Raw genomic sequence first — 13,821 nt, 5'->3', positions numbered from 1 at the left:
CTCAGTTTAGGATAAATTTTTCAATATTGGAAAATGGGATCAAGCAATCGTCGAGGAAACCATACAGTCAGTTGGTTGACAGTCCACATAGTTTGGATTACCAAGTATCGTTATCCGGTACTACGAGGAGATGTTCAACGGCGCTGTAGGGATTTGCTGAAACAAATATGTGATGCAGAAGATGTTAGGAGTCTTAAGGGCCTAATAAGTAATGATCATGTTCACATGCATATTGAATATAGCCCGAAACATTCCATTAGCGACTTGGTAAAGCGTATGATGGGTCGAACTTCACCACGTCTTCAATCGGATTATCCAGAATTAAGCAAACGCTATTGGGGTCGCCATTTTTGGGCTATTGGTTATGGTGCTTGGAGTACAGGCAATATAACTGATAAGATGGTTGAGGAGTATTTAGAACACCATCGAGACATCTCGAATACTGACGATCAGGATAATTTTATCCTGGAGTAAGTATCAAAATTTCATTCTTGAACAAACCTATGCACTTCTAGTGCATAGTAGTTTAGTCAAAAAGAAAATAGAAGGTAAAATAATGACTAACTATACTTTACCTTCTATTTTCAATCAATTATCATGACACTTACCTATTCAGTCGCTCCTGAATTAGCTTGTAATGGCCAACCAGGGTTTTGATAAATCACAGAGTTTTCCGGTTCTCCAGAATCATCTGTTGTGGTTATGATAAAATGCTGAATCGCAATAGGCTCGAGGTAATGTGCATAAGCCCATTTATATCCGTCCTGTACAAAGTTGGATGAAGACAAAATAATCCTGTAAGGCCTTAAATATTCACTTTCACCTGGGTTGGAAACATTCGGTGTTCCAATGGAACCCACAGGAATTAAAGTGGTTTCCCCATTCTCATCTTCATACCACTCCTCCATTGGTCCAAATAACTTGAACCCTTCGACAATGTATGGGTCGGTTTTTAATTGATCTAGTGCTCTCCACCGCTTAAGATCAGACATTCTCATTCCTTCAGCTATCAACTCACTCCGTCTTTCTCTTCTGATATTGTAGAGAATGGGGTCTGACAACAAAACACCTGCAGAATAGGCACCCAAATCATTTCTTGCTTCTTCAACCATATCTGTAGCTGCAACTGTAATCATGTAATCAGGGTTAACACCAGCCCTATTTCTGATAGCTCTCCAATAACTGTCTGCTTTTCCGTTAATATTCCCTTCTTTAAGATAAGATGCTTCTATATAATTCAAGTACGCTTCTGTAGCTCTAAATACAATTGAACCTGTTTCCCCTACATTACCAACGGCCTGGTCATTGCGATAACTCATGCCTTTTTTAAGGCCATAACCCGTCACATACCTTTCTTCCCTAATGGTAAGAATATCAGGATTGTCGATCAACATAGGCGACCCGTCTGCATTGGTAGCGTCATTAATTCTCAGCTCTCCCGGAGCCTTCATAAAGAGCTGTAAGCGATTGTCCCTACCTTCCTTCACATCGGCAATGAAATCATCTCCTTGATACCCCGATCCCGGTGCATATATAGGAAGTCCATTGGCCATTAAGAAGTTGTCAACATATCCTCTTGTAAATCCAGTATTTCCCCCACTTCTATTTACATAAGCATTGACGTTGTGATTGAGGCCTAAAGATGGATCATAAGCTCTCCATAGCAATACTTCCCCATAACCTGTCAAGTCCTGAGACCCAAACATGGCAAAATAAGGATTCCCAGATGAATTATATCCATGATCCATCGTATTGGTCTCCAAAGACACTTTATCAGCCAATTCCTCAGAGGCAGCCATTGCCTCACCTAAAAAGTAGTCGATTTCTTGATCAATATCTATTGTAAAACCGCTGCTTTTTTCACTTCCTGGCCAGCCTGGACCTCCGGGAACATGGGCAGTCCCTTTGTGATAAGTGAGCCAAGTGCCTTCATGAAGTGCCACTCTGCTTTTAAAAAGGAGAGCAGCATCTCTGGTGATTCTATTGGTACCTCCAGGAGGGTTTTCAGACAATAACATTATGGCCGAATCAAGATCTGAAAGAATAAACCTGGCCACCTCGTTTCTAGCTTCCCTTTTGGACGCTTCAGTCAACACCGCTTTATCATCAGGCAAAGAGGTCTTCAAAATAGGAAAATCCCCAAAGGTCTGGACTTTATCAAAATATTGATAGGCTCGAAGGAAATAACCTTCTCCAAGGTAATGTTCAATATTGGCACTATTACCTGAAATAGCTCCAGCCTTCCACTTGGGTACTATATTTTCAAGGTAATAGTTGATATTTCTAATACTACCAAAATCCCAAGCCCCACCAGCTTGAGGCACCCTTTTTTCGCCTGGCATCCATATATTGCTGGCATCAGTGGCGGCTTGGTTATCGGTATGATTATCAGAGCCGAAAGTACCAACATTCCAGCCCGAATGGGTCGGAAAGTTATAAGCATTAATCGTATATGCCGCCATATCAGCCTCACTGTTCAGAAAAGCTTCTGGTGTTACTACTGACAGAGGTTCCCTATCCAAAAAGTCATTACAAGCCCCTAACGTAAAAGTACTCAAGGCTATTATCAATAACTTAACTATATTTTTATTATTAACCATGATGTATTGCATTTAGAAGTTGATATTCAGACCGCATGAGTAAACTGTCGAGAATGGGTAAGTCTTTCCATCGTTCCAGCCACTAAGCCCCACTGTCTCTGGGTCAAATATTTTAGACATCTTCGTGAAAGTCAACAGGTTTTCACCTGACACATAAAGCCTAACTTTCGAAATGCCTAATCTTGAAATAACTTGGTTTGGTAATGAATACCCTATTTGAAGATTCTTTAATCTTAGATAAGCTGCATTTTGCATATATCTTGTCTGTGTCTGATTGTTCTGTCCCCGATCAAAGGCCGGCCTAGGGAAATAACTATCTAAGTTGACTTCGGCAGCTCCTGCCTGTACCATTGGTGAATCTTCATCCCTGAAAAAATCCATATGCTCCATAAAGCCTGCTGCTTGCCACATATTCTGGCCACCGGCTCCCCAGAAATAAGGTCCATTTGGCATCCAATCTCTTTTTCCAATTCCTTGGAAGAAGACTCTAAAATCAAAATTTCTAAACTGTCCAGTGATATCTAGACCATAGCGATAGCGAGGAGTAGAGTTTCCAATAATACTTCTATCACCAGAATTGTCCAAGGTATTATTTCCGCTATTGATGGTACCATCACCATTGATATCGGCATACATAATATCACCTGCCTGCCAATTATTGCCCATTTGGCTTTGGTTTACAGTTTCCAAATAAGACTCTATTTCCGCATCAGTTTTGGCTATACCCACAGTAGTATATCCCCAAATCTCTCCACTTTTCCTACCATTATACCAATTGGAAAGGTTATAGGTATCATTAGGGTATTTGGTCACTTTCTGTTGATCATCTGATAGTATTCCTCGCACATTATAAGACAAATCACCAATTTTATCTCTCCAATTAATTTCCAATTCAAAACCATAAGACTTTAAATCAGCATTATTAACTCTTGGAACTGAAGTGCCCAATATAGCGGGAAGTTCTTCTGCAGGACCAACCATATCCAAAGTATACCTATTGTAATAATCAAAGTTGACCAAAAGACGGTTGTCCAAAATACCCAAGTCCAAGCCTACATTATAACTCTTCACGCGCTCCCAAGTCATGGATTGACTAATAATACCAGGGGCTGATGCCGTATTTGGTCTTTGTCCATTGATTAACCATGCTCCACTATTGACCGAAAAGGGCTGAGTAAGGTAAAATGGATACCAACTGTCTGTATTTTGATTTCCCAACTCACCATATGAGCCTCTCAACTTAAGCATTTGGATTGATTCAATATTCCAAAAATCTTCTCTAGCAATATTCCAGCCCAATGAAGCAGAATTAAATAGGTTCCATCTTTTGTCTCTTATAAACCTTGATGACCCATCATATCGGGCATTGAATTCGAACAAGTATTTTTCATTATAATTATAGTTTACCCGACCAAAAAAACCAGCAGTCGCCCAATGGTTATATTCTCCAGAGTTGGTGAAATTATCCGTAGCTGTATTGATTGATACCACAGTTGGTGTTATCAAACCTGTTCTGGCCGCGCCTAACGTTCTGTACTTATTTAATTCTGAATTAAACCCAGCCATCACCTTAAACTGATGCCCTCTATCAAAATCAAAAGCATAATCAGAGTAAATGTTTGAATTGAAGTAATTGTCTTTCTGATTATATTCGGAAATTGCCGTGTGACCAGCTGCTGACCAATAAACTGGGATCGGGAAAGGCTCATTATCAACCGAGTAGGAATAAGCAGGCAATGTACTAGTGGAATTATTTTGGTTGATTATTCTGTAATTTCCACTGGCATATATATTCCAATTTTTTAACGGGGTGTATTTTACCTGACCTTGAATATAATAGTAGTCTTTATAGTTATCTCGAGTTCCACCTTCTATCATTTGGATAATTTCACTTGGCTGAGAAAAATGCCCGTTTGGATCCATTAAAGGTACGGTAGGCCATCTTCTGGCAATATTATGATAGAAAAGGTCATTAAGATGAGTTGCCTTGGTATAATATTCCCTAACAAACCTTGAATTGTAGTTAAAACTTACCTTTTCATTAATTTTAAGGTCTATTTTCCCTGCAAGAGAATACCTGTTGAAATGATCTCCACCGTATTCAGTCAAACCTCCTTGATCCAAATAATTGGCAGACAGGTAATAGGTCGCATTCTCATTACCTCCGTTCACACTTAAATTATGATCTTGGGAAAAAGAGTAGGATTTATATTGTTCCTTAAACCAATCTGTATTGCCATGAGAACCTCCATAATATTGCCAACGGTCACCATTGGTATTTGGAACAGTAGCATAATCAATGTCTCCATTTTGATATTGCACTATCCTCTCCATTACTTCATCACTGAAAACAGGAGTTCTACCCGCATTCAAAGCTGCCTCATTATAATAATTAGCAAAAGTATATGAATCCATCATGTCCGGTAAACCCATGGGTTTTGAGAAGCGGAAGTTGTTGTTATAATTTACTTTCACATCTCCTTTTTTACCGCTCTTTGTGGTAATCAAGATCACTCCAAAAGCTGCCCTGGAACCATAAATCGAAGCCGCTGCTGCATCCTTAAGTACTGTAATTGTTTCAATATCCTGAGGATTCAAGGCATTCATATTACCATCCATCCCGTCAATAAGCACCAAAGGAGAGGAACTTGATCCGCTACCTATGGTTCCATTACCTCGAATATTAAAACTTAAATTTTGGTCCAATTCACCTCCAAGTCCTGAAGTCTGGAAATTCAATCCTGGAATTACCCCTTGCAGCATCTGTCCAACATTTTGTACAGGCCTTGACTCTAGGACTTTTGAATCAACAGTGGCCACAGCGCCAGTAAGATTTGCCTTTTTCTGCTCTCCAAAACCAACAACCACAACTTCTTCCAGGCTTTTGGTATCTTCAAGAAGTGTAACATCAATTACTGTCTGACTTTCTACAGGAATCACCTGCGTGATGTATCCAATAAAAGAAAAGGTTAAAGAAGTGTTCTCTGAAACAGTAATGGAATACTTGCCATCCATATCTGTAGCTGTTCCTCTCCCACTGTCTCTCTCCATAATGGTCACACCAGGTATTGGCTCATTGTTTTCATCTACTACTGTACCTGTGATGGACACATCTTTGATAATGGCTGCTTTCCCTTCTACCTTTTTTGAGGTAGACATTACGCTTATATTTTCATTTACCTGTTTAAAAGAAAGCTGATGACTTCTTGATAAGTTAATCAACACATTTTCTAAAGTCGCTTCCTGAAAATTGAGAGTAACAGGTTGTGCCCCATTAAAAAGGTTCTCTTTATAACTGAATTCAAATTCAGTTAGCTTACTGATCGTTTCAAATGTCTCTTTTAGTGAGGCATCCTTTAAGTGTATGTTCAGGTGTACCTTGGTAATATCCAAAGATTCTTGCGCCTTGGAAGGAGCTGCGTAAATAAAATTCAGGAAAAGTAGCTGGACTACAAACCCGTATAGATAGAATTTTCCCACCATACGTAACGCATGTAATGTTTTTTTCATAAATTTGAATGGTTTTTATGTGATTAGTTTTGCATTAAAAACGCCAGCAAATAGACCTAGCCTGAGAAACTTGCTATTTGTTGACAAAGGCCAATGTTTTAATTGCATTGGCTTTTCTTTTTCATAGGCAGTTCGTTTTAGTTAAAACTTATGGTTACATTTTTGTTTTCAATTATGTATTCAAATTGCATGGCGTGTTCCATGCTTTCTAGAATCTCTTTCAAGGTTGCTTTCTTGTATTTCCCACTAAATTCATAATCTTCTTTTGGTAAATTTTTAAGATTAATTTTTACACCAAACCATCTTTCTAGCTCTTCCTTAATTTCAGAAAACTTTTTTTTATCAAATAAAAGAACACCTTCCACCCATGGGATGGAACCTTCAAGGTCAAAATTTCCTTTTTTCATTTTTTTGTTTTCACTAAAACAAATCATTTCCCCTGGTGCTAAAACCATATCGTTGCTTTCCAAATCTTCTTGATAGACTTTCACTTTACCTTCGGTCAACTGTACCTTGATCGAGTTTTGATTGTAAGCATTGACATTAAATGCGGTACCCAAGGCTTCAGTGACTATCTCACCGCTGGCTACTTTAAAAGGAAGGTGCTTGTTTTTAGTAACCTCAAAATAAGCTTCTCCGATCAGGAGAAGGTTTCTATGCCTCCGGCCAAATCCCTCATCATATTTAATGGTGCTTTCAGAATTCATAAACGCCACTGTACCGTCGGGTAAATAGATTTTATTTTTTTGACCACTAGGAGTTACTTTTACCGTCCAAGTATCTGCCACCTGAACTTGCGTTTGATCGCTAAAACCTTCGAATAACCCATTATTCCAGGCCAATAAAACTATTAGGCCAAAGAAAACGCTAGCGACAATTTTTGTGGACCAATTCTTACGCTTCCTGTTAACAAGGGTGGAGTTATCTTTGTTGATTTCCTGTTTGATGTTATCAAACAAATCATCTTCATTTGATTTGGTCCAATCAATTGAGGTTGTTTGAAGACCCTCAAAAATTTGACGGGCCTTGTCCAGAAGTTCCACCTTATCCGGATTTTCATCAATAAATTTTACATAAAATTCAGCTCCTTCTGATGCGCCGTTACGAACCCATTCTTTAAAAGGTGGATTATCCAGAAAATCTTCTATGTTAGAAAAAGTTTTCATTTAATTCTTTTATTTCAATTGTAAGAGCAAAAAAAAAGGTAAGATCTCACCTTGAAGAGCAAAAAAATATGAAGAAATACAGTTTTGTTAAAATAAGCTTTCGAAAACAAAAAAGTAATGAAATAATTAATCTATTTATTGAAGAAAATTCAAAATTAATAAGACTGAAATTTTAATTGTTTTGGTAGAAACAATATTTTCTTTTAAAGTTTTCAACCCTTTAAAAATAAGATTATAGATATAAGGAATCTTTACTCCCATAATTTCGGATATGTTTTCATAGGGCAATTCCTCGATGAAACGAAGATATATAGCCTCTTTTTGTCGAGAAGGAAGTTTTTCAAGTTCTAAAAATGTTCTACTATTGTTGTGCTGGGAAATTTTTGATTTCTCTAAAACTTCCTCCATGTAATATTCAAAGTTGATTTGAGAATTATATTCATCTAATGATTCACTCAGGTTAAGTTCTTTAATCTTTTTAATCATTAAATGCCTAAAAGCTTTTATTAAATAGAATGAGATGGACTTATTAATAACAATATTCTTTCTTGAGTCCCAAACTTTCACAAATACATCTTGAATTACATCAGCTATTAATTCAGTATCTTTAGTAAAACGATGACCATAACCATATAAGCTTTTGGCATGACACCTATAGATAAACTCGAAAGCTTTATCATTTCCTTGCTTAAAGCATTCCCATAAAGCTATATCATCCATCTTACTAAAGTTCATAAGGAATCATTTCAAGTTTTTGTTCAACCAATTTCTTTCATTACATCTTTCAATTTAGTTATTTTTTCATAAAACAATAATTATATGTTATTTTTTTTCATTTAACGAAAGTTTTTGAAATCATAAAATTTATTTTATGACCTAGCACATTACATTTAGTTACTTTCATCTTCACATAAGTCAAAAGTCTTCCATACCTGATAAAGTGCCCTTGGAACATGGAAGCAACCTTTCCATTTCCCCCCTTTTAAATCAAGAAGCACCTCTCCCCTTCTGTTCAAATACCCAAACCACTCTCCTTCTGTTGGATCATAAAATTTTTCCCAAGTATAGGAATGAACTTTCTCAAACCATTCCCAGCAACGTGGATTTCTGGTAAATTGGTAACCTTTAGCAAGTGCGATAAGTGTTTCCAAATGAACCCACCATAGTTTTTGATCCCATTCAAGCTGTTGTGGAGGATTGCCATTTACATCCAGAAAATAAAATATCCCTCCATATTCTGAGTCCCAACCATATTCTAACTGAGCAAGCATCACTTTTACAGCCCTTTCCAATAGTTCTTCATCGTCCCTTCTTTTGGCAATATCCATTATAAACCACATCGCTTCAATCGCATGTCCTGGATTGAGCAACCTTCCCTCGAAACTATCAGAAAAACCATTATCCAAAGTCCTGTTTTCATAAATCAAAAAAGTCTTATCGTCCAAAAAGTCACCCATTACTTCATGAATGCAGTTATCTATAGTTTCTTCAACTAATTTTGAATCCAAAAGAGGTTCAAGTTCCAAGCACAGGTTGCTTAATATCATCGGTAAAGCAAAATTCTTTAAGTCTCTGGTTTTTGGAAACACTTTGTTGTATTTACCTTTTGGATTTGCTCTACGCTTAAGTATTTGGGAGAAAATTTGAACGGCCCTATCGGTACTTTCTGTATCACCAGTTACCAAACCATACTTACCAAATGCCATCGCAGCAAAACAATCTGAGAAAATATTATAAGGTTGTACCAAAGGTCTACCTTCACGGGTAAGAGAAAAATAAAAGTGTCCATTTTGATCACTTCCATACTTTTTCAAAAAATCAATCCCTATCCGAGAGATCTCCAACCATTCTTCCCTTGGTTCCACATTTTGATAAAGTAAAGCAAACATCCAGGCTTGACGCCCCTGAAGCCATACAAACTTATCGGTATCATAAACTTTACCTGTCCTGTCCAAACAAGTATAATAACCTCCATATGTTTGATCGGGTGAATATTTTTCCCAAAACGGAACCACATTGTTCAATAAGGATTCTTTATATAGTTGACTATATCCTCTGAGTATTTCATTATTCATAATTTTCTACTTAAAGTATGGGCACAGCAATCCCATCCACGATAATCTTATATTAGGAATATCGTGTTCAAGCTATTTGTGCCCTTTCACCTGATTTGACCTATTATAAAACCTGGAGCTATTTGGCTTTCACTATTTCAGGGATTGGAACAATTTGAAAAGTCATATGGGCTTGGCTACTTTCATAAAGTATTCCCAAATGCTGATCATCAATGACTGTAAGACAGGAATATCCCCAACCATGACCACCATCCAACAGCAGCCCTTCAGACCAAGACCTGCCTTCATTTTCGCTAAACTTAATGGTCATATTATACCTACCATCCGTAGCGGCAGGGTTTGAAAAAAATAAATAAGACGAGTTACTGGCTGTTCTGCTTTCTGAATAACTGATCAAGCTGCCCATACATACAGGCTCCACCAAAGCTGACCGGCTTGAGGAATGTTCAGTCCATGTTTTTCCCAGATCCTTAGTAACCGATATGGATCTGGATCCTCCTCGGTTATCCCTCATATTCAACATCAAACTTCCATCTTTCAATTCAACTACCTGAGCTTCGGTTGTGTTGGTTTTTGCTCCAGTCCCTATATGCCAGGTTTCACCCTTATCTTTACTGTAAATTATGGTACTGTGAGGCATATCATTTTCATCCTTAAATTGACCAGCAAACACCAGCGTACCATCTTTCATTGTAATCCCTTTACCCGGTCCATCAAACATCAGTTTCCACTCCTTTTTCTTTATTTGGGAAGTAATATTTAAAGGTTTTGACCATGTCCGCCCATCATCTATACTTTTGACCAACATCAATTGTCCTGTCTCCTCAGGGCTAAAACCTTGTCCAGAACTAAACCAAGCACGCTTCCCTGGTTTTCCATGCATCCATAATGCCAATACATAGATTGTATTATCCATTGGATCTACCAATATGGCAGGATCACCTATCCCATTTTCTATCTGAGGCTTACCTCCCCACTCTCCCATGTCCATAATGATTTGCATGGGCTCCCAACTTTTACCACCATCGGTACTTCGACTCATTCCAACATCTACATCCTCTTGCAAATCCACAGAACTATTGTACCTCACATCATAAACTCCAATCAAACTGCCTTTTGCAGTGGTTACCAAGCCTGGAATGCGGAAGGCTGCTATTCCATCATCACCCGCTGTTCTTAAACTGGTTGCCAATCGAAGAGGTTTATTTATTCCAACTTGTTCAATAGAGGCATCCCTATTTTTGAAATCTATTCTTTCCAATGATACATCAACTTTACCCAATAAGGAGGCACTTTTCTTGGGCTGGATACTTATTACCAAATTATGATCACCTGCTAAAAACTCTTTGTCAATCCTCAATTTCATCTCATTTTTTAACTCTACTAATTCTGCAATTGGTATTCTTTTTTTATCCTTACCTTCACCAATCAGCTCATAGGCTATCAAAGACTCCATAGCATCCCCACCTTCAATTCTTAACATCAAATCATCCAGGGTGATGTCCTTTTCCAGTTTAAAATCGATAGAGATGACATCGTTGATTTTACCTTTAATTAAGGGAATGTAATGCGCTTTCACTTTGACTTGAACGACACTTTCTTGCGCAAGTATTTGACTAGTGCACCGCCCAAAAAACAACAGTGCCATAAAACTTCCTAATAGAACAAACCTGATTTCTTTTACTTTTTTCATCCGATACATTGCTGATATCATAATTTAACTTCTTCTAGATTCTCTTTTTTTATTGCCTGCTTTTTGTCCTTTAAGGTATATACCGTCAATCCGTGAAGATCTTGATGTTGTTCAAAAAAGAAACTGCACAAATAGGTCATTACCATAGCGCTGGTCAGACCAGTCAGGGCGTAAAGGTGAATACTCAGATCCGTGCCATATTTCACCCCTATTTGAACTATTGCACTACATAAAAGACCCAACAAGGCCCCTTTACCATTCACCTTTTCTGATAGCATGCCTATTAGAAAAACCCCGCCTAGTCCTCCGGCAAAAAGACCAATGATCATATTGAACTGATCCCACAATGAGGGTATGCCCAAACCTGCCATTACCAGTGCAAACCCTGTCCCAAATACCCCAACAATAATGGTTACCCATCTGGCAAATACCAGGGATTTTTTTCCAACAGCATCCTTCGGGAATAGTTTATTATAGAAATCCGTTGTAATTACTGTGGCCACAGAGTTCATGCTACTGTCCAAACTGGACATGGCCGCAGCAAATACTGCAGCTATTAGTAATCCGGAAACCCCTGCCGGTAATTGGGTTACAATGTAAAATGGAAAAATACTATCTGCATTTTCTACTACAGGACTAAGCTCCATTGGATTGAACTTATAAAAAAGATACAATGCTGTCCCAATACTAAAGAAAATCAATGCTGAAGGCAATGCCATCAATGCCCCTGTAGCAATTCCATTGGCAGCAGTTTTTTCATTTTTGGTAGTTAAATACCTCTGGATTACAGTCTGGTCACTACCGTATTGAACAATATTGGCGGCAATCCCTCCTATCAAAACTACCCAAAAACTGGTTCCTGTAAAGTCAAAGTCCATATTAAAAACCCTTGTCTTTTGTTTTTCCTTTATCAGCGTCCATAATTCTTCTGGGCTTGAATTGATTTCATAAAAGATGAATCCCAAGCAAACCAAAGCGCCTCCCAATAGTACAACCACTTGAATCACGTCTGTCCAAATCACAGCCTCTATACCTCCCAGAACTGTATAAAGGATACTTAAAAGTCCCATAATCAATATACAAAAAGTCACGTCAATTCCAGTCACCACAGATAAAGCCAAAGAAGGTAAAAGTAGGACAATTCCCAAACGTCCCATCTGCAGTCCAACATACAACAAGCTTCCTACTAAACGAACAGTCCGATTATACCTTAACTCAAGGTACTCATAAGCTGTGGTAATCTCTAACCTTCGAAAGAAAGGTAAGAAAATATAAATAATCACCGGAGCTACCATAATGATGGTCATCAAAAGAAAGAACAAGGTCCAGTCCGTGGCAAAGGTTTTTGCAGGTATGGCCATAAAGGTAATAGCACTAAGTTGGGTGCCAAAGATACTTATTCCAGCTGCCCACCAAGGCACTCTTCCCCCAGCTTTGAAGAAATCTTCCGTGGAGTGCTGTTTTCCAGAAATCAAAACCCCCATTAAAACCAAAGAACCCAAATACACGCCCAAAACGGTATAATTGACCCAACCAAATTGTGTCATATTCTGAAAACTTACCGTTTTGATTTCAGGATTTCTAGTTCCTGGATTAACTTCTCCTGAAGGCAAGATCACCTTATCTCCCCACTTAACTGCAGTTGTGGTCACTGGTGTTTTAAAAGGAAGATCATCCAGGCTTTGCCAACTATCAGTTACCGTATGGTATACCAATACTTTGCCATCAAATCCAGAATGGTTTTCCAGAATACGATTTCTTTGTTCGATCAATAAATTAGTCTTTACAGAGTCGGTGGAAGCAGAGATGGAAGATGCATAACCTTCCAATTTATTAAAAGTCCCACCTTGTACCCCTCCATAAAACACAATATGTCCAGCTCCCTGTGCTGCCACAGTTCCAGCAGAGAGCGTTATGGGCTTTCCTTGATTATCTTTAATAGGGCTGATTTCTTTCCATTCTTTCAATTTAGGGTCATAACAAAATGCATCATTATATAGATCGCTAATACCATCTTGTCTTTTTTTCCTTCCTCCAAATAAATAAAAACAGTCATATTCTCCATTATTCTGAACAGCTGCCATCGTGTGAGAACGCGGCTCACCCGGCCAACTTTGGAGCCTTTTCCATTGCTGTTGCTCAAACTCTAAGTTTAAACTCCAAAATGCGTCGGATACTTGCTTACTTTCCCCTCCTGCTAAATACACTTCATTTCCTATCAAACCTCCAGAGGCATTGGTCAGAGGTATAGGTAAATCGGGTAGATATTGAATTTCTACCTGCCTCTTGTCTATATTCCATTTTAGCAAATAAACTTTTTTAAAGATGGTATTTTCATTTTCTCCACCTATGCACAAAACACCCTGTGAGGTACTAATACTGGTTCCATAAGCTATCCGATCTGGTAATCGCAGCTCCAAGCCTTCCACCCAACGGTAACCATTTTTTTCCTTTTCAAGGACATGGACTGTTTGATAATATTTTTTCTCTCCACCCCTCCAAGGTTCCTTCTCTGGGAAATTAGCTCCACCTGCCAGAATAAGAACATTTTCATGAACCCCGGCAAACATTCCTGCATAGCCAAGCGAAAGACCATTACTTACCTCTGGAGGCAAATCCGGAAGTGCTCCATACACAATATCCCCCAAACTACTTCTTGGACTAGCTTGCCCATGGGCTTCCGGGATAAGAAATAGAAAAAATAAAATATAACTTAAGTATATACCTGCTCTCATAAACAATAGGTTAATTTGCCTACCTATATTTCTACCCCACGA

8 protein-coding genes are annotated in these 13,821 nt (G+C 38.3%); 1 reads left to right on the top strand and 7 read right to left on the bottom strand.

Annotation, left to right across the window (positions count from 1 at the left end; genetic code table 11):
- Positions 1 to 33 precede the first annotated feature (33 nt).
- On the top strand, positions 34 to 474 hold the full coding sequence (gene tnpA / locus JL001_RS15995; protein WP_200977860.1) for an IS200/IS605 family transposase: 441 nt from the start codon (positions 34 to 36) through the stop codon (positions 472 to 474).
- A 134-nt stretch (positions 475 to 608) separates the two neighbouring features.
- Here tnpA and JL001_RS15990 read toward each other — a convergent pair whose 3' ends face one another.
- The 7 genes from JL001_RS15990 to JL001_RS15960 all read right to left on the bottom strand — a co-directional run bounded on the left by JL001_RS15990 (position 609) and on the right by JL001_RS15960 (position 13,779).
- Positions 609 to 2,600: a RagB/SusD family nutrient uptake outer membrane protein gene (locus JL001_RS15990; RefSeq protein ID WP_200977857.1), complete on the bottom strand. Its 1,992-nt coding sequence runs from the start codon at positions 2,598 to 2,600 to the stop codon at positions 609 to 611.
- Between the two features lie 12 nt (positions 2,601 to 2,612).
- Positions 2,613 to 6,110, bottom strand: coding sequence for a TonB-dependent receptor (locus tag JL001_RS15985; protein WP_236252850.1), 3,498 nt, complete (start codon positions 6,108 to 6,110; stop codon positions 2,613 to 2,615).
- A 137-nt stretch (positions 6,111 to 6,247) separates the two neighbouring features.
- The gene (locus tag JL001_RS15980) at positions 6,248 to 7,276 is read right to left on the bottom strand and encodes a FecR family protein (protein WP_200977855.1); all 1,029 of its coding nucleotides are present in this window, start codon (positions 7,274 to 7,276) and stop codon (positions 6,248 to 6,250) included.
- A 135-nt stretch (positions 7,277 to 7,411) separates the two neighbouring features.
- The gene (locus JL001_RS15975) at positions 7,412 to 7,996 is read right to left on the bottom strand and encodes an RNA polymerase sigma factor (protein ID WP_200977853.1); all 585 of its coding nucleotides are present in this window, start codon (positions 7,994 to 7,996) and stop codon (positions 7,412 to 7,414) included.
- Between the two features lie 170 nt (positions 7,997 to 8,166).
- Positions 8,167 to 9,351: an AGE family epimerase/isomerase gene (locus JL001_RS15970; RefSeq protein ID WP_200977851.1), complete on the bottom strand. Its 1,185-nt coding sequence runs from the start codon at positions 9,349 to 9,351 to the stop codon at positions 8,167 to 8,169.
- Positions 9,352 to 9,469: 118 nt separating this feature from the next.
- The gene (locus JL001_RS15965) at positions 9,470 to 11,044 is read right to left on the bottom strand and encodes an exo-alpha-sialidase (RefSeq protein ID WP_236252849.1); all 1,575 of its coding nucleotides are present in this window, start codon (positions 11,042 to 11,044) and stop codon (positions 9,470 to 9,472) included.
- Positions 11,045 to 11,061: 17 nt separating this feature from the next.
- Positions 11,062 to 13,779 (bottom strand): sodium/solute symporter, encoded by a 2,718-nt coding sequence (locus JL001_RS15960; protein WP_200977849.1) that lies wholly within the window; start codon positions 13,777 to 13,779, stop codon positions 11,062 to 11,064.
- Positions 13,780 to 13,821 lie beyond the last annotated feature (42 nt).

Origin of the sequence: Echinicola sp. 20G, assembly GCF_015533855.1 — a bacterium.
Classification (GTDB): Bacteria; Bacteroidota; Bacteroidia; order Cytophagales; family Cyclobacteriaceae; genus Echinicola.
The sequence above is the reverse complement of the archived record's forward strand: the minus strand, read 5'-3'. Positions and strand labels throughout refer to the sequence as shown.

Excerpts from the sequence above, each read along its gene's own strand:
- tnpA (WP_200977860.1), top strand. The coding sequence starts at position 34 with ATGGGATCAAGCAATCGTCGAGGAAACCATACAGTCAGTTGGTTGACA.
- JL001_RS15990 (WP_200977857.1), bottom strand. The coding sequence starts at position 2,600 with ATGGTTAATAATAAAAATATAGTTAAGTTATTGATAATAGCCTTGAGT.
- JL001_RS15985 (WP_236252850.1), bottom strand. The coding sequence starts at position 6,110 with ATGAAAAAAACATTACATGCGTTACGTATGGTGGGAAAATTCTATCTA.
- JL001_RS15980 (WP_200977855.1), bottom strand. The coding sequence starts at position 7,276 with ATGAAAACTTTTTCTAACATAGAAGATTTTCTGGATAATCCACCTTTT.
- JL001_RS15975 (WP_200977853.1), bottom strand. The coding sequence starts at position 7,996 with ATGGATGATATAGCTTTATGGGAATGCTTTAAGCAAGGAAATGATAAA.
- JL001_RS15970 (WP_200977851.1), bottom strand. The coding sequence starts at position 9,351 with ATGAATAATGAAATACTCAGAGGATATAGTCAACTATATAAAGAATCC.
- JL001_RS15965 (WP_236252849.1), bottom strand. The coding sequence starts at position 11,044 with ATGAAAAAAGTAAAAGAAATCAGGTTTGTTCTATTAGGAAGTTTTATG.
- JL001_RS15960 (WP_200977849.1), bottom strand. The coding sequence starts at position 13,779 with ATGAGAGCAGGTATATACTTAAGTTATATTTTATTTTTTCTATTTCTT.